Below are 16,893 nucleotides of genomic sequence, written 5' to 3' on the forward strand. Positions count from 1 at the left end.
ATCATCGTGCCGACCGCGGTCCAGATCGCGTAGCCGGCAGCGACGACGATCATCAGTGCGGTGCCGCCGGCACCGATGCCACGAAAAGGGTCACCGATACCGTCGGGCTTGAGGCCATAGGCGTGTGCGATACGTGAAATAACCAGGACCGCGCCCAGGACATGCAAAAAGGTGCTGTTGGCACCGTTGAGTTCCAGAATTCCGATCAATATCAGTGCCAGCGGCACGTACTCGACCGCATTGGCATGCCGCCGCATGGCGACCAGCAATTCCATGTCGCCGCCGTCACCAACGGAAATCTTTTTTCTGCCGCGCATGATGCCGGCAATTGCCGAGATAATTGTTAAAAGAATGGCCAGAAGGCCGGCATAAAGCGCTGTAATTGGAACCGCCATGAATTTCTCCTTGCAGATATCCCCGTCGCCACTATACGCCGCGCGCAACGAAAAAGGGCAGGCCGATGGCCTGCCCTGGAGCGCTGGGGTGTCTTGACGTTTATTCGGCGATTGCGGCCTGCTGTACCTCTACACGAATTCGGCGCAGCTGTTCCTGATCGGTAACAGGGCCCAGGCCGGTGTCGATAACCAGTTGCTGGTTGGCGCCGATTACCCGGTTTATGCGGAACGGCCGTGACTGCTGTATGCGCGAGCCGGTCGGGTCGAGCACGCTGACCAGTACTTCGACATCGCTGATGGCGACGGGTGAGGCGTTGCCTACAGCAACGCCCACACGGCCCTGCGCATCGACCTGCAGTCGTGTCTGTACGTATTGGCCCGGGTTGGTCGGCAGATCCAGTCGCACCAGTTCGCGGCTGGCAGCCTGGCCGACATCGGATTGTGACTGCGAAGCCATCGCATAGTGTTGCTTGGCCTCGTCAATGCGGCCGCGTCGCTCGGCAATACTGCCAAGCGCCATGTGCGCCGGGGCCGTGGGCAGCAGTGCAATGCTGCGCTTGAGGTCTTCTTCGGCGGGAGCCAGGTCGTTAATGGCTTCGTAAGTCAGGCCGCGGCCGAGGTAGGTCTGGAAAAACTGCGGATTGTAGGCAACCGCGGTGTTGTAATGACTGATGGCAGTGCGATAGTCCTTGCGGTGTGCAGCAATGTCGCCCAGCAGCGAATGAAATTTTGCCTCGCGCGGTTCCATCTGCGCCGCTTCCTGTGCCAGAGCCGCGGCCTGGTCAACCTGGTTTTCATTTGCCAGCTTTATGGCTTCATCGTACTTGTCGTAAGCGGGCTTTGTGGCAACCAGCGTCGCGATCGCCCGCTGGTAGCGCTCGCGGCCGTATTCCCCGGTGGCGGCGAGTTCGATCGCCGTCTCCTGGTTTTTCTCTACCCGGGTCATTGATGGCGGGTGACTGGCAAACAGGCCCGACAGCCAGTCTGTCTGCCTGTTTTCTGACAGCCGGACGAAAGTCTCCTGAAGATCGACGGCCGCGCCAGGATGGTAGCCGGCGTCGGCCATGTAGCGCATGCCGTAGTAGTCCGATTCCAGCTCGGCGTTACGGCCGTACTTCTGTGACAACAGCATGGCGCCGACCTGTGCACCGCCAACAATAAAATTTGCATAGCGGTTGTCCTGTGCCGACAGCTGCAGGGCGACCAGCGCGCCTTGCAGCAGCAGACCGCGCTCCATCGATTTTGCGCCGTGACGTGCTGCTGCATGCACAATTTCGTGACCCATGACCGCCGCCAGTTCCGCTTCGCTGCCCATTTCCAGCATCAGCCCGCGATTGATAGCAATTTTCCCGCCCGGCAGTGCCCAGGCATTTGGCACCGAGTTGTTAATGACAGCAAATTCGTAGGGCAGGTCAGGGCGATCACTCGCTGCGGCAAGCCGGTTGCCGACCTGCTGCACGTATTGTGTCAGCGCAGGGTCCAGCACGTAGTCGCCACCCTGCATCTGGCGCGACGGCGCATAGTTTTGTACACCCAGCGCAATTTCCTGCGGTTCACTGACAAACTGCAGCTCTTTCTTACCGGTGACCGGGTTGACGGCACAGCCGCTGGCAAAGGCAACCGCCAGCAGGACGGGTATCAGGAATCTGCGCATCCGGGGATCCTCTTGTGTATTTTCAGCTCCAGTCGAGGATGACTTTGCCCGACTGGCCAGATTTCATGATCTCGAAACCAGCCTGGAATTCAGCTGCCGGGTAGTGGTGTGTTATTACCGGCGAGATGTCCAGTCCACTCTGGATCATGCTTGCCATCTTATACCAGGTTTCGAACATTTCCCGGCCGTAAATACCTTTTAACACCAGCCCCTTGAAGATGATCTGGTTCCAGTCTATCGCTGGTGTTGCAGATGCTATACCGAGCAACCCGATGGAGCCGCCATGGTGCATGGTTTGTAACATTGTCTGAAACGCCTGTTCATTACCTGACATTTCAAGTCCGACATCAAAACCTTCACGCATGTCGAGTTGCCGCATTACATCTTCGACGCTGGTATTTGCCACATTGACCGCTTTGGTGGCGCCCATCTTTTCTGCCAGACCCAGCCGGTATTCATTGACGTCAGTAATGACCACGTGGCGGGCGCCAACGTGGCGACAAATTGCCACCGCCATGACGCCGATCGGCCCGGCTCCTGTGATCAGGATGTCTTCACCCACCAGGTCAAAGGACAGCGCCGTGTGCGTTGCATTGCCAAGCGGGTCCAGAATTGCTGCCATGTCGTCGGTAATGGCATCGGGTAACACAAAAGCATTAACGGCTGGTATCGAGACATAGTCAGCAAAGGCGCCGGCTCGATCGACGCCGACACCCTGGGTGTTACGGCAAAGGTGACGACGTCCTGCGCGGCAGTTGCGACAGAAGGCGCAGGTGATGTGACCTTCCCCGGCAACCCGGTCACCGGGTTTGAGCCCGGTTACCTCGCTGCCAACCTCGACGACTTCGCCCATAAACTCGTGCCCGATTGTCGTCGGTACGTTTACGTTTTTTTGCGACCAGTCGTCCCAGTTGTAAATGTGAATGTCGGTACCGCAGATGGCAGCTTTTTGCACCCGTATCAGGGCGTCGTTGTGACCAACAGCCGGAACCGGCACCTGCTCCATCCAGATGCCGGGTTCGGCCGATGATTTGACCAGCGCCCGCATCATGAGATCACTCCCAGCTCCCGGCCAACGCGACCAAAAGCATCGAGTGCCTGCTGCAGCTGTCGGTCATCCAGTGCCGCCGACATCTGCGTGCGTATGCGCGCCGCGCCACGTGGTACGACCGGGAACGAAAACCCGATGACGTAGACGCCTTCCTCGAGCAGCCGGTCTGCCATGCGTCCGGCCAGTGCTGCGTCACCCAGCATCACCGGGATGATCGGATGATCGCCAGCCCGCACGTCGAAACCCAGGTCGATCAGGCCCTGGCGAAAGACGGCGGCGTTGTGCCACAGTTTCGCGCGCAGCTCATCGCCTTCCTCCAGCAGGTCCAGCACCCGCACCGACGTTGCAGCGATAACCGGTGCCAGCGTGTTGGAGAAAAGGTAAGGGCGCGAACGCTGGCGCAGCCAGGCAATGATTTCTTTCCTGCCGCTGGTGAATCCACCCGAGGCGCCGCCGAGTGCCTTGCCCAGCGTGCCGGTAATGATATCGACGCGGTTCATCACGTCGTGATGTTCGTGCGTGCCGCGGCCGCCGGAGCCCATGAAACCGGTCGCGTGGCAGTCGTCGATCATCACCAGTGCGGAGTACTTGTCAGCCAGGTCGCAGATGGCGGGCAGGTTGGCAATGGTGCCATCCATGGAAAACACCCCGTCGGTGGCTATCAGCCTGGCGCGACTGTCGGCCGCCGCAACGAGCTGCTGTTCCAGGTCTGCCATGTCGTTGTGCTGGTAGCGCAACCGACTTGCCTTGCACAGCCGGATGCCGTCGATAATGCTGGCGTGGTTTAGCTGGTCCGAAATCACCGCATCTTCGGCGCCCAATATGGTTTCGAACAGGCCCGCATTGGCATCAAAAGCGGCGGCATAGAGGATCGTGTCTTCGGTGCCCAGAAACCTGCTGATGCGTTCTTCCAGTTCCTTGTGAATGGTCTGGGTGCCGCAGATGAAACGCACGGAGGCCATGCCATAGCCATACTCGTCCAGCGCTGCGTGGGCCGCTTCAATCAATGCCGGGTGATTAGCCAGGCCAAGGTAATTGTTGGCGCACATGTTTATGACCTGTTGTCCGCCGGCAACCTCGATCGTGCCGTCCTGCGGGGAAGCAATGACCCGCTCGGTTTTGAACAGGCCCTGGGTCTGCAGGTCAGCAGCGTCGTGTGCGAGTCGCTCCAGCAGCGCTTTGTCCACGTCGGTCTCCGGCGAATAAACTGGGGGAATTATAGCGACGCGTGCCCGCGGCAGCGGCGTTGGTCGCGAATGTCTGTCAGAATCGCCCGTGGCGACGGCTTTCGGCGCGCGCTTGTCGCGGTCACGCCTGCAGGCGCGGTTGCATCGCGGTTCGAACAGCGTGCAGGGGCGGCTCTGGCCGAGTATGGTCTCTTGGGATAGCTATATATATTAATGGTTTACAGAATATTTCTTACAATGATTATTGCTGCCGGTATCGCCGCTGGCTGTGCCGGAAAGCCTCCCGAACCTGCGGCTGCTGTCACCTGGGGCGGCGCCGACAATGTGGTGCAGGTGGGCAACCTGTATTTCTCCGCGCAGCCGGATCAAGCCGGGCTGGCAGCCGCGCAGGCGGCAGGTGTCGATATCGTCATCAACCTGCGGCTGCCGGACGAAGTCGATTTCGATCAGGCGGCAGCAGTCGACTCCCGCGGCATGCAGTACTTCAACGTCCCGATCTCTCGAGACGGACCGTCCTTCGATCCCGGTGCCATCGAAATGATCAGCGAGCTGGTTGCGGCGAATAGCAACCAGCAGATTTTGCTGTATTGCTCGTCAGGCAACCGGGCCAGTGCCTGGTATGCCATTGACCTGGTGCGCCAGCGCGGCGTGCAGCCGGACGAGGCGCTGCGGATTGCGCGTGCCACAGGGCTGACCCGCGCCAGCATGGAACAGCGGGTGCAGGAGTACCTGGACGCCGGTGACTGAGACAGCAGAAGTCAGGGTTGACCGCTGGCTTTGGGCGGCCAGGCTTTACAAGACCCGCAGCATGGCGACGACCGCGGTGCGTGGCGGGCGGGTACATGTCAACGGCCAGCGCGCAAAACCGTCACGCGTGTTGCGCGTTGGCGACGTATTGCAGGTAAACCGCAACGAGTGGCGTATGGAGCTTACGGTTACAGGGCTGAGTGATCGGCGCGGCCCGGCACGTATCGCAGCTACATTGTACGAGGAGACCGCCGCCAGTGCGGAGCAGCGCGCCCTGGCGCGGCAGGGACGCCGGGCCGAACGTGCCGCAGCGCCGCCAGGCCGCCCGGACAAGCGTGCCCGGCGCCAGTTACGCCGCTTCAGCCGGGGGCGTTGAAAATGAGTCGTCCGCAAACCCCGCCCGTGACGGTGGATATCATTATCGAAATGGTCGACCGGCCACAGCGACCGATAGTACTCATCGAACGAAAATATCCTCCGCCCGGCTGGGCATTGCCCGGCGGATTCGTTGATGTCGGCGAAACGGTCGCCGTGGCAGCGCGGCGCGAAGCACGCGAGGAGACCGGCCTGGATGTCGAGCTGCTGCAGTTGCTCGGTTGTTATTCTGACCCTGCGCGCGACCCGCGCGGACAGACCGTCGCGCTTGTTTTCGTTGCCAGTGCCAGCGGCCAGCCGGTTGCCGCGGACGATGCCCGGGCGGTACAGCTGGTTGACGCAGCGGAACCGCCACGGCTGGCCTTCGATCACGCGCGCATCCTCGCGGACTATGTCGCGTATCGTGCCAATGGTGCACTGCCACTACCGGACTGAGCCGACGTTTTTTTGCGGCTTGTGTGCAGGGTGATCGGCTATACTGCGCTCGCCTGAAACCCAGCTTATCCGGAGGCCAGCGATGTCGAGCGTCGCGCAGAAAGACCTGCCCGAAAAACAGTTCTTTTACGATTCAAATCCCTTGTTTAATTCATCGCGCGCAAAGATGAATGAATATTACCTGCGCGACGAAACCGAGGTGATCAACGAACTGCTGCCGCTGGCAAAGCTGGATGCTGCGGGTCGCGACCGCGTACAGAAACTGGCGGCACAACTGGTTTCATCGGTTAGAAAAAACCGTGGCAAGGCTGGCGGGCTGGATGCTTTCCTGCAGGAATACGACCTGTCGTCGCAGGAAGGCATTGTGCTGATGTGCCTTGCAGAGGCGCTGCTGCGCGTACCCGACGCGGAAACGCAGGACAAGCTTATCCGCGACAAGCTCTCCAGTGGCGACTGGCGCGGACACCTGGGCGGCAGCCAGTCGCTGTTCGTCAATGCCTCCACCTGGGGCCTGATGCTGACCGGCCAGATAGTCGGTCCCGGCGAGGCGGCCGAGAAAGACGTTGGCCGCTATGTTCGCGACATCGTGTCGCGCGTGGGCGAACCAGTGGTACGCACGGCGCTGCGCCAGGCGATGCGCATCATGGGGCATCAGTTCGTCATGGGCCGGACCATAGACGAGGCAATAAAGAGGGCTCGCAAGAAGGACAATCGTATCTATCGCTATTCCTTCGACATGCTGGGCGAGACGGCCCTGACCCGCGCCGACGCGAAGCGATACTTCGACTCCTACTACAACGCGATCGACGTCATCGGCAAGGCACGCGACCCTGAGGATTCAATTTTTGCAGCGCCGAGTATCTCGGTGAAACTGACCGCGTTGCACCCGCGCTTCGAATTTGCCAATGCCGCTGAAGTGGCTGAGGAAATGACGCCAATACTGCTGGCGCTGGCCGAACACGCGCGCGACAAGAACATTGCGCTGACCGTCGACACGGAGGAGGCGGAAGTGCTCGATCTGACGATGGAGGTTATCGAGCGCGTCTACCGTTCCGATTCGCTGCGTGACTGGGAGGGCTTTGGCCTGGCCTTACAAACCTACCAGAAGCGCGCGATGCCGCAGGTCGAATGGCTGCTCGGCCTGGTGCGCGAAGTGGGGCGCCGCATGAACGTGCGGCTGGTGAAGGGCGCCTACTGGGATGCCGAGATCAAGCATGCCCAGGTCCAGGGCCTGCAGGGCTATCCGTTGTTTACCCGCAAGGCCTCCAGCGATGTGTCGTTTCTGGCCTGTGCCAGGCGCCTGCTGGACGCACGTGACCTGGTTTACACGCAGTTTGCAACACACAATGCCCACACGCTGGCCAGCATCATCGAAATGGCGGGTGACAACCGTGAGCTGGAATTCCAGCGGCTGCACGGCATGGGCGAAGAGCTGTACTCGGAGGTGGTCGGTGCTGACAAGCTCAATTACCCATGTCGCGTTTATGCCCCGGTGGGCATTCACGAGGATCTGTTGCCTTACCTGGTGCGGCGACTGCTGGAGAACGGTTCGAACACTTCTTTCGTCAACCGGATCGTCGACGAGGAAGCGCCTGTCGAAGAGATCATTGCAGATCCGGTTGCGGCAACAGAAAAAGAAAAGTTCAAGCCGCATCCACAGATTCCCTTACCCGTAAATATCTTCCCGGATCGGGTCAACTCACGCGGTATCAACCTGGAGGATCCTCTCGAGATAATGCCGCTGGCAGACGCGATGAATGCGGCCATGAGCAAGGAATTGCACGTCACGCCGGTCATTAATGGTGAACGCGTCAGCGGCAGGCCCCTGGCCAGCACCGATCCGACAGATAGCCAACGTGTCGTCGGCATGGTCGACGAGGCCGACGAGGCAACGGTGGACCGTGCGCTTGCGGCGGCCGAGGCTGCGCGGCCACAGTGGCTGCGTTCCGACGCTGCGCAGCGTGCTGCAATGCTGGAGCGTGCGGCGGCATTGTTCGAGGCGCACAGCGGCGAACTCCTCGCGCTGCTGGTACGCGAGGCGGGCAAAACCATACCCGATGCTGTTTCCGAAGTACGCGAAGCGGTGGATTTTCTGCGCTACTACGCGCTACATGCACGTCGCGAGTTTGCGGTGCCGCGACCACTGCCCGGTCCGACTGGCGAAAGTAACGAGCTGGCGCTGCAGGGTCGCGGAATTTTTGTCTGCATCAGCCCGTGGAATTTTCCATTGGCAATTTTTACCGGACAGGTCGCAGCAGCACTGGCGGCTGGCAATGTTGTGCTGGCCAAACCGGCCGAGCAGACTTCCTTAATAGGCGCGCGCGCAGTCGCATTGCTGCACGAGGCCGGTATCCCGGGTGAAGCGCTGCACTTTATCCCCGGTCCTGGCTCGGTGATCGGTGCCCATGCCATTGCTGATCCACGGGTCAGCGGGGTTGCCTTTACTGGCTCTACTGAAACCGCCCGCATCATAAATCGCACGCTGGCTAATCGTGATGCGCCTATTGCGGCACTGGTGGCCGAAACCGGCGGGCAAAATGCGATGATCGTCGACAGCTCCGCACTGCCGGAGCAGGTCGTGCTCGATGTAGTGCAATCGTCGTTCAACAGTGCCGGCCAGCGCTGCTCGGCTTTGCGCGTGCTCTTCCTGCAGGAAGAAATCGCCGATCGTGTACTCGAGCTGCTGACCGGCTACACGGCCGAACTGCGGTTGGGTGACCCCGGCCTGTTGCGCACCGATATCGGGCCCGTCATCGACGCCGGGGCGCAGAAAATGCTCAGCGACCATGCGGCACAGATCACCACGCAGGGCAAGCTGGTATGCCAGACAGAAATGCCGGCGGAATTCCCGCATGGCACATTCTTTGCGCCGCGCGCAGTCGAGATTGATTCACTGTCACGCCTCGAGGACGAAGTATTCGGTCCGGTGCTGCATGTCATTCGGTACTCGGCCAACGCGATAGACAAGGTGATCGAGGCGGTGAACGCAACCGGCTACGGGCTAACGCTCGGCATCCACAGTCGTATTGATTCCAGCTCGCGCTATATCCACAATCGCATTGACGTAGGTAACGTCTATGTCAATCGCAACATGATTGGCGCGGTGGTCGGTGTACAGCCCTTCGGTGGCTGCAACCTTTCCGGAACCGGGCCAAAAGCTGGCGGGCCGCACTACCTGCATCGTTTTGCCACGGAGCGCACGCTAACCATTAACACCTCGGCAGTCGGTGGGAACACCTCGCTGTTGTCACTGGGCACCGGGTAACGCTGCATGATCAGCATTTTCGATATTTTCAAGATCGGTATCGGGCCGTCCAGTTCGCACACGGTCGGGCCGATGCGGGCGGCACGCCGTTTCCTGGCGGACATCGACAACCTCGAGTCAGTCGCGGTAGTCAATGTTGGCCTGTTTGGTTCCCTGGCGCTGACCGGCAAGGGGCACTGTACTGACCGGGCAATACTGCTGGGGTTGTCCGGCGCTGAACCGGATACGGTCGACCCGGATACTATCGAACCCACGCTGGATGCGATTACGCAGGCCAGGCGCCTGAGGCTGCTGGGCAGGCATGCAATTGAATTCGATCCTTCCGTCAACCTGCTGATGCACTACGACGAAGTCCTGCCTCAGCATCCGAACGGCATGCGTTTTACTGCTGTTGATGCCAGTGGGGCAACGGTGGCTGAGCAGGAATTCTTTTCGGTCGGCGGCGGCTTCGTGTTGCGCGGCGACGAACTGCAGCACGATGTCGCCAGTACGGAATCGACCGATGTGCCGTTTCCCTTCAACACGGCAAGCGAGCTGCTGGCCCATGGCAGCGCGGCGGGGCTGCGTATCGATGAGCTGGTCTGGCGCAATGAAAAAACCTGGCGCGACGACGAGCAGATTCGCAGCGGACTGTTACACATCTGGCAGGTAATGCATCAGTGTATCCAGCGTGGGCTGTCGTCCAGCGGGTCGTTGCCGGGCCGGCTGGGCGTTCCGCGCCGTGCGCCGAAGCTGTGGGCGGATATCAATGATTCAAGTACCCATCTGCCGCTGGGTGTACTCGATCACGTCAATGCTTTTGCGTTCGCTGTAAACGAGGAAAACGCCGCTGGTGGACGGGTGGTCACTGCACCGACCAACGGTGCCGCCGGAATTGTGCCCGCAGTTATCGAATTCTATCGTCGCTATGTCGACGGGGCAGACGATGACGGTATTTGCCGTTTCCTGCTGACCGCCGGGGCGATTGCCATCCTGTACAAGAAGAACGCCTCGATTTCGGGTGCCGAAATGGGCTGCCAGGGCGAAGTCGGTGTGGCCTGCTCGATGGCGGCCGGTGGCCTGGCTGCAGCGAACGGTGGCAGCAACGCCCAGGTGGAGAACGCCGCCGAGATCGGCATGGAGCACAACCTGGGGCTCACCTGCGATCCGGTCGGCGGGCTGGTGCAGATTCCGTGTATCGAGCGCAATGCCATGGGTGCGGTGAAGGCAATTAATGCAACGCGGATGGCGCTGCGTGGTGATGGCGCGCACAAGGTCTCGCTTGACCAGGTTATTGCAACAATGCGCCAGACCGGTCGCGACATGTCGTCGATCTACAAGGAAACGTCCAGAGGCGGGCTCGCGGTCAACGTCATCGAGTGTTGACAATCCATGAATGCAGATGGAGCTGACACTGCCCCTGCTGCATCTTACGCGTTGCAACCGATTCTCAGGGGGCAGCGCAGCTCATCTGCTACTGGTCGGGTAACGTACCTGTAGCACCACCGCGCGTGTTCAGCCGCGAATTGGTCGCGGCTTGGCTGATTGGCGCGACTCTTCTCCGGCTTAATCTCGCCCGGCATCCCTGCCTCGCTCGAATCGGGCCGGCGCCGCGGCAGGCGTCCTGCCTCCGCCGCGCCGGCAACCCGTCGCGCGCGCAAGCTCGTGGGAGCGGCATCCTGCCGCGACTGCTTGCGACGATGTTTCGTGGAGTGGGAGCGGCTTTAGCCGCGAACTGCTTGCGACGGTGTTTTGTAGGAGCGGCTTCGATGGACGGGACGTCGTGGTGTTTCCCGGGGACAAACGTCGTGGCAGGTGGTTGGTGGTGGGATAAAACGAGACGAACCGGCCAAGGGCCGGTTCGACGATTGTTGCTTCGCGGCGGAAGTTGCTGCTACAGGACAGTGCCGTCGGTACGCATTACGAAATTCTGAATACGCGTGGCGGGGGTATGGATCGACAGGTTGTGCAGCGGGATCAGTTCGCCTTCTGACCAGTAGCCGCCATAGCCGCGGATAATGCCGGCCAGTTCAAACTGTCCGTCGCGGCAGCGTACCAGTCCACCACCGGATGCACCGGCTTCAATCGGGGCCGAGGTAAACAGTCGTCCCTCGACCTCGTTGCGGAAATAGCCCTGCGTGGTGACCTGGTCGAGCGCCAGCGGGTAGCCGACCGCCCATACCTGCTCGTAGTCGAACAGGTCATCGTGAGTGAGACGTACCGGCCGCAACGATCCGGTGTCGACTGCAAGCAGGGCCAGGTCATTGCCCGGATCAACCGCCAGCAGCCGGGCTTTGCGGTATTCGCCGTGGACACGAACCAGTGAAAGGTCAGCATCAATAACCACGTGCGCAGCCGTAAGGACGCGATCAGCGGCAACGATCACGCCGCTTGCGTCAGCACCGTCGTCGGTGGCAACGCGAACAACGGATGACAGGATGCCATCGTCAGGTGTTTCACACATCGCGTGTGCATTGCTGTTGGCGATGTAACTGGCGTGGCGGGTTTCGATCTGGGTGGTGGGGAAGGAGCAGCCGGTTGTGATGGCCGCAAGGAACAGTGCCGGTAGTAACCGGCTGGAGCCGACGGGACTTGTTCGGCGTTTATCGCGCAATACATGTTCCCCGAAACTTAAACCTTTCGAATTAGTATTTGAGACAACACTACCATTACCAGAGTTCATTTCACATACCGCTATTGACTTCGCCTTCCATCTGGCCTACGCCTTAGTGGTATAACAGTATAGTAGTGCAGGCAGTGACCTGCCTCACATTAAGTGCGCAAGGAAAATTATTCCAAGTGCGCTATGTGACTCGTGTCACAGTTTTATCGGGTTCTTCGGGAAGTCGAAAAACTTCAGCTTGCCGCAGCGATTCGTGCAGTCTTTCCATGCGTCAATATTCAGGTTGAACACGGCAATGGCGCCGGTCGGCATGTTATCGACGCTGAGATCGCCAATCTGGTTAGCGGCGATAGTAAAGCCCGGGTTATGTCCGAACAGCATCACCCGTTCGTGCTTGTCGTCCAGTTCGCGAATGATGTCGAAGATTTCTTCCGGGTCGGCCAGGTAGAGCCTTTTTTCAGGCTGAATCTTTGACGCCTTGAAGCCAATTTCCTGCGCTACCGTACGCGCGGTCACGGCGGCACGCACAGCGGTGCTGCTGACTATATGATCGGGTTTGTAGTCGAGTTCGGCCAGGCGGCCACCCATCATCGGCGCGTCACGCAGTCCACGCTTGTTCAGTGGCCGGTCGATGTCATCCAGTTCGCGATTTTTCCAGCTCGACTTCGCGTGTCGCATCAGTGCGATCTGTTTCATTCTTCACTTATATCCCTGACCTGGATGCGGCCGTTTTCGATGCGTACCGGAAATACCGTCACGTCGTCATAAGCCGGCGGTGTTAATGCCGCGCCGGTGCGCAGGCAGAAGCGGGCGCCATGACGCGGGCAGATAATCTCGCCGCCGTCGACCGGACCACCGGTCAGTTCCTCGCCGTCGTGAGTGCAGATATCCTCGATGGCGCACAAATCGCCGTCGACATTGAATACCGCAATGAGCGTATCGCCCGATTCCACGACTTCGAAATCGCCCGGTTTGAGGGCATCGGCATCGGTAACGTCTATCCAGTCTGTCATTGTTGTCCTTTCAGTCTAATACATCATGCCGGTCTGCAGGCGCGCTTCTTCCGACATCATGGTGTGATTCCACGGCGGGTCGAACACCAGGTCGACCTTCACTTCGCTAACCGTCGGAATCAACAACAGTTTTGTGCGCACGTCGTGCACCAGGATTTCGCCCATGCCGCAGCCCGGGGCGGTCAGGGTCATGTCCACCTCTATCTGCCGCTTGCCGTCGGCGTTCTTGTCGATGTCGCAACGATAGATAAGCCCCAGGTCGACGATATTGATAGGGATCTCAGGGTCGTAGCAGGTACGAAGCTGGTCGGCGACGATCTTCTCGATATCGGCGTCGGTGGCGTTTTCGGGCGCCTCCGGCGGCATTACCCGTTCCTTGCCCAACGCATCGGCGTCGTGGCCGGCGATGCGGAACAGGTTGCCGTCGATGTACACAGTAAAGCTGCCGCCCAGCGCCTGGGTGATATAGCCATCGGTACCTTCATGCAGCTGCACGTGGTCGCCGGCGGGAATGATGACCGCATCGACGTCGCGCCTCAGGCTGACCGGTTCGCTGCCAGGATGAAACATTATTCTGTTTTCGCCTCGTTTTCGCCATCAAGGGCTGCGGCCAGCGCATGCCATGCCAGCGAGGCACACTTGACCCGGGTTGGAAACTGTCGCACGCCGCCGAGCGCAGCCAGCTTGCCCAGCGTTGCGGCATCTGCGCCGTTGCCTGCGAGCAGCTCGTGCATCTGCCCGAACAGCTCGCGCGCCTGCGATTCTGTCTTGCCTTTTACCGCTTCGGTCATCAGCGACGACGACGCCACTGAAATGGCGCAACCGGTGCCTTCGAAGGCAACGTCGTTGACGATGTCGTCATCCATTACCAGGTAAACGGTGAGCTTGTCGCCGCACAATGGATTGAAGCCGCGCGCGGTGTGCGTGGCCGGCTCGATACGGCGAAAATTGCGCGGCGTCTTGTTGTGATCGAGGATCACGTCGCGGTACAGATCGGCCAGCTCCATCAGCCCATTACCTCACGTACCCTGTGCAGGGCCGCGACCAGCGCATCGATGTCTTCACGCGTGTTGTACAGCGCCATCGATGCGCGCGCGGTTGCCGGCACGCCATAGAAATCCATTACCGGCATGGCGCAGTGATGCCCGGTACGTATTGCCACGCCCTCATTATCGACAATGGTACCGATGTCGTGTGGATGCGCACCGGCCAGGGTGAAAGATACAACCGAGGCCTTGTGTTCGGCGGTGCCGACGATTTCCAGCCCGTCGAAAGCTGCAAGTTGCTCGGTAGCATAGTCGAGCAGTTCGCGCTCATGCGTGGCGATGGCGTCGATGCCGATGTTGCTCAGGTAATCGACCGCTGCGCCCAGCCCGACTGCTTCGGCAATTGCCGGCGTGCCGGCCTCGAACTTGGCGGGCAGGGCGGCATAGGTAGTGCGGTCGAAACTGACTTCGAGAATCATCTCGCCGCCACCCTGCCACGGCGGCATTTCTTCCAGCAGTGCTTCGCGCCCGTAGAGCACGCCAATGCCGGTGGGGCCGAACATCTTGTGCCCGGAGAATGCATAAAAATCGCAACCCAGATCCTGCACGTCGACGCGTGCATGCGGCATCGCCTGGGCACCGTCAACCACGACCGGAAGGTCGCGTGCATGCGCCAGTCGCACAATGTCTTTAACAGGGTTTACTGTGCCCAGCGCATTGGAGATGTGACCGACGGCAACCAGCTTTGTGTTGTCATTAATCAACTGCTCAAACTGGTCCATCTGCAGCTCGCCGCGCTGGTTGATCGGCACCACGCGCAGGCTCGCGCCGGTCTGCAGGCAGGTCAGTTGCCACGGCACGATGTTGGAGTGGTGTTCCATCTGGGTAATCAGGATCTCATCGCCCTCGCCAAAGCGAGGCCGGCCATAACTTTGCGCCACGAGGTTGATCGCCTCGGTGGTGCCACGGGTGTAGATAATTTCGCTCACCGAGGCTGCATTGATATAGCCACGGATTTTTTCCCGCGCGTTCTCGAACGCATCTGTAGCGCGCTGGCTCAGCGTGTGCACGCCGCGGTGCACATTGGCGTGATCATGGCGATGGTAGTGGTCCATTGCGTCGAGCACGGCCTGCGGACGCTGAGCCGAAGCGGCGCTGTCCAGGTAGACCAGCGGTTTGCCGTGCACGCTCTGGTGCAGGGCAGGGAAGTCCGCCCGCACGGCGGCCACGTCCAGCATGGGGCTGCTCTGTGCCAGCAGGCTCATGTCAGCACCTCCAGTCGCTCGCTGTCCGGCAGCCGCTCGGTAACCAGCGTCTCGACATACTGGCGCAACTCGGCAACGCCAAACCCGGCGAGGATTTCCTCGATAAAGCCAAAAGTCAGTAACGCCTTTGCAGTGCGTTCGCCGATACCGCGGCTGCGCAAATAGAACATGGCGTCTTCATCCAGCTGGCCGACGGTTGCGCCGTGGCTGCATTTCACGTCGTCAGCGTAGATTTCAAGCTCCGGTTTGGTGTCGACTTCGGCCTTGCCCGACAGGATAAGGTTGCGATTGGATTGCCTGGCATCGACTTTCTGCGCGTCTTTTGCCACATAGACTTTGCCGTTGAATACCGCGCGTGCCTTGTCCGCGAGGACCCCGCGATAATTTTCGTCGCTGGTAGTGTGCGGCGCGCTGTGATCGACACGGGTGTGGTTGTCGACATGCTGTGAAGCTACCGCCAGGTAAAAGCCATCCAGCTCTGCCGTGGCACCGGGTGCGCACAGCCAGGTGTGCAGGTCGTTGCGCACCAGTTTGCCGCCAAGGTCCACGCCATGGGTGCGCAGCATGCTGTCACCGCCCTGGTGCACGGCGAGCAGGTGCATGCCGGTATCGGCTTCGGTCAGTTCCTGCAGCCGGTAATGACTGAGTTGTGCGCCCTGGCCCAGATGGACTTCGGTTACCGCGTTGGTCAGGTTCTGTGCGCCGGGCAGGCCGGCATAGCGTTCGATCACGGACAGCTTCGCATTGTCACCCAGCACGATGAGTACGCGCGGGCAGACCAGCGCCGGCTGTTCGGCCGCTGCCGAGATAAACTCCAGCAGCAGCGGCGTAGTGTATTCCGCGCCGGCCGGAACCTCGATGACGATCCCGTCGCTGAAAAACGCCGTGTTCAGCGCCGCGAACGGGTGCTTGTCGTAGCTGACCAGCGCGCTGAGGCGGCCGTTGAGTGTCTCGGGCTGTTGTTCCAGCAATTGCGCGATCGTCGTGGCCGGATAGTCGCCTACGGACAGCTCGTGCAACTGCCCATTGACGAAGCTGGCCGCCGGCTGGCCGGTTGCCACGAGGCTCGGTATTTTATCGGTGTCGACAGCGACCGCTGCCGGTTCAAACTTGCGCCGCGCCAGCGTACGCAGGTTGGTGTACTTCCAATGCTCGTTACGCGTGGTCGGCAGCCCGCTGGCCAGCACTTGCTGCATCGCCTTGTCACGCGTCGCGGTCAGCCACTCCGGTTCCGTACGCTCAAGTTCTGCGTGACGGCGGCCAAGATAATCAATAGCTGCACTCACGCAGCATCCCCCCGCAGCCAGTCATAGCCACGCTGCTCCAGTTCCAGGGCCAGCTCTTTGCCGCCGCTGCGCACGATCCTGCCGTCGGCCAGCACATGCACCACGTCCGGTTCGATGTAATCGAGCAGGCGCTGGTAGTGCGTAACCAGCAGCATGCTGCGATCGTCGGTACGCAGGCTGTTGACGCCATTAGCGACGACTTTCAGCGCATCGATGTCCAGCCCCGAGTCGGTTTCGTCCAGCACGGCGAGCTTTGGCTCGAGAATGGTCATCTGCAGCACTTCGTTGCGCTTTTTTTCGCCGCCGGAGAAGTCTTCGTTTACGCCGCGGTTCAGGAAACTTTCATCCATCTGCATCAGTTTCATTTTTTCGCGTACCAGCTGCAGGAACTCGAAGGCATCGAGTTCCTGCTCGCCGCGGTGCTTGCGCTGCGCATTGAGCGCGGCTTTAAGCAGGTAAACGTTGTTCACACCGGGAATCTCCACCGGGTACTGGAAGGCAAGGAAAACGCCTTCGCGAGCCCGCTCTTCCGGATCCAGTTCCAGCAGCGGCTTACCCTGGTAGTCGATTTCACCGGCGGTAACTTCAAAATCGTCATGCCCGGCGATGATCTGTGCCAGCGTGCTCTTGCC

The 16,893-nt window shown here is 60.3% G+C and carries 17 protein-coding genes; 5 read left to right on the forward strand and 12 right to left on the reverse strand.

The annotated features are described in order from the left end of the window. The 4 genes from HKN06_13530 to HKN06_13545 all read right to left on the reverse strand — a co-directional run. A partial coding sequence (locus HKN06_13530; GenBank protein NNF62333.1) for a glutathione S-transferase occupies positions 1 to 395 on the reverse strand: 395 nt, incomplete at its 3' end. A 100-nt stretch (positions 396 to 495) separates the two neighbouring features. Further along, a complete protein-coding gene (locus tag HKN06_13535; protein NNF62334.1) occupies positions 496 to 2,049 on the reverse strand; it encodes a M48 family metalloprotease in 1,554 nt (517 codons plus the stop codon). 22 nt (positions 2,050 to 2,071) lie between these two features. Further along, complete coding sequence (gene tdh, locus HKN06_13540) at positions 2,072 to 3,097, reverse strand: L-threonine 3-dehydrogenase (GenBank protein ID NNF62335.1); 1,026 nt, start codon at positions 3,095 to 3,097, stop codon at positions 2,072 to 2,074. After that, positions 3,097 to 4,287: a glycine C-acetyltransferase gene (locus tag HKN06_13545; GenBank protein ID NNF62336.1), complete on the reverse strand. Its 1,191-nt coding sequence runs from the start codon at positions 4,285 to 4,287 to the stop codon at positions 3,097 to 3,099. Before HKN06_13545 ends, tdh begins: the two co-directional genes overlap by 1 nt. A gap of 237 nt (positions 4,288 to 4,524) precedes the next feature. Between HKN06_13545 and HKN06_13550 the strand changes: the two genes are divergently transcribed. The 5 genes from HKN06_13550 to HKN06_13570 all read left to right on the forward strand — a co-directional run bounded on the left by HKN06_13550 (position 4,525) and on the right by HKN06_13570 (position 10,474). Further along, entirely contained in the window at positions 4,525 to 5,034 is a 510-nt protein-coding gene (locus HKN06_13550) for a hypothetical protein (GenBank protein NNF62337.1), read from the forward strand. Then, a complete protein-coding gene (locus HKN06_13555; GenBank protein NNF62338.1) occupies positions 5,027 to 5,410 on the forward strand; it encodes an RNA-binding protein in 384 nt (127 codons plus the stop codon). Before HKN06_13550 ends, HKN06_13555 begins: the two co-directional genes overlap by 8 nt. A 2-nt stretch (positions 5,411 to 5,412) precedes the next feature. Then, positions 5,413 to 5,844 (forward strand): NUDIX hydrolase, encoded by a 432-nt coding sequence (locus HKN06_13560; GenBank protein NNF62339.1) that lies wholly within the window; start codon positions 5,413 to 5,415, stop codon positions 5,842 to 5,844. Positions 5,845 to 5,926: 82 nt separating this feature from the next. Beyond that, a complete protein-coding gene (gene putA, locus HKN06_13565; protein NNF62340.1) occupies positions 5,927 to 9,109 on the forward strand; it encodes a bifunctional proline dehydrogenase/L-glutamate gamma-semialdehyde dehydrogenase PutA in 3,183 nt (1,060 codons plus the stop codon). Between the two features lie 6 nt (positions 9,110 to 9,115). After that, positions 9,116 to 10,474 (forward strand): L-serine ammonia-lyase, encoded by a 1,359-nt coding sequence (locus HKN06_13570; GenBank protein ID NNF62341.1) that lies wholly within the window; start codon positions 9,116 to 9,118, stop codon positions 10,472 to 10,474. Between the two features lie 508 nt (positions 10,475 to 10,982). Here the strand turns inward: HKN06_13570 and HKN06_13575 are convergent. The 8 genes from HKN06_13575 to sufC form a co-directional block, all read right to left on the reverse strand. Beyond that, a complete protein-coding gene (locus HKN06_13575; GenBank protein ID NNF62342.1) occupies positions 10,983 to 11,702 on the reverse strand; it encodes a trypsin-like peptidase domain-containing protein in 720 nt (239 codons plus the stop codon). A gap of 204 nt (positions 11,703 to 11,906) precedes the next feature. Further along, positions 11,907 to 12,407, reverse strand: coding sequence for a histidine phosphatase family protein (locus tag HKN06_13580; protein NNF62343.1), 501 nt, complete (start codon positions 12,405 to 12,407; stop codon positions 11,907 to 11,909). Next, positions 12,404 to 12,724 (reverse strand): non-heme iron oxygenase ferredoxin subunit, encoded by a 321-nt coding sequence (locus HKN06_13585; GenBank protein ID NNF62344.1) that lies wholly within the window; start codon positions 12,722 to 12,724, stop codon positions 12,404 to 12,406. Before HKN06_13585 ends, HKN06_13580 begins: the two co-directional genes overlap by 4 nt. 15 nt (positions 12,725 to 12,739) lie before the next feature. After that, the gene (sufT, locus tag HKN06_13590; GenBank protein NNF62345.1) at positions 12,740 to 13,294 is read right to left on the reverse strand and encodes a putative Fe-S cluster assembly protein SufT; all 555 of its coding nucleotides are present in this window, start codon (positions 13,292 to 13,294) and stop codon (positions 12,740 to 12,742) included. Then, on the reverse strand, positions 13,294 to 13,734 hold the full coding sequence (locus HKN06_13595) for an SUF system NifU family Fe-S cluster assembly protein (protein ID NNF62346.1): 441 nt from the start codon (positions 13,732 to 13,734) through the stop codon (positions 13,294 to 13,296). Before HKN06_13595 ends, sufT begins: the two co-directional genes overlap by 1 nt. Next, positions 13,731 to 14,948 carry a cysteine desulfurase gene (locus tag HKN06_13600; protein ID NNF62347.1) on the reverse strand — a complete coding sequence of 406 codons (1,218 nt, stop codon included), beginning with the start codon at positions 14,946 to 14,948 and terminating at the stop codon, positions 13,731 to 13,733. Before HKN06_13600 ends, HKN06_13595 begins: the two co-directional genes overlap by 4 nt. 23 nt (positions 14,949 to 14,971) lie before the next feature. Continuing rightward, positions 14,972 to 16,261: a Fe-S cluster assembly protein SufD gene (gene sufD / locus HKN06_13605; GenBank protein ID NNF62348.1), complete on the reverse strand. Its 1,290-nt coding sequence runs from the start codon at positions 16,259 to 16,261 to the stop codon at positions 14,972 to 14,974. After that, a partial coding sequence (gene sufC, locus HKN06_13610) for a Fe-S cluster assembly ATPase SufC (GenBank protein ID NNF62349.1) occupies positions 16,258 to 16,893 on the reverse strand: 636 nt, incomplete at its 5' end. The genes sufC and sufD, both read right to left, overlap by 4 nt.

This window comes from Gammaproteobacteria bacterium (assembly GCA_013003425.1).
Taxonomy (GTDB): Bacteria; Pseudomonadota; Gammaproteobacteria; order Steroidobacterales; family JABDKV01; genus JABDJB01.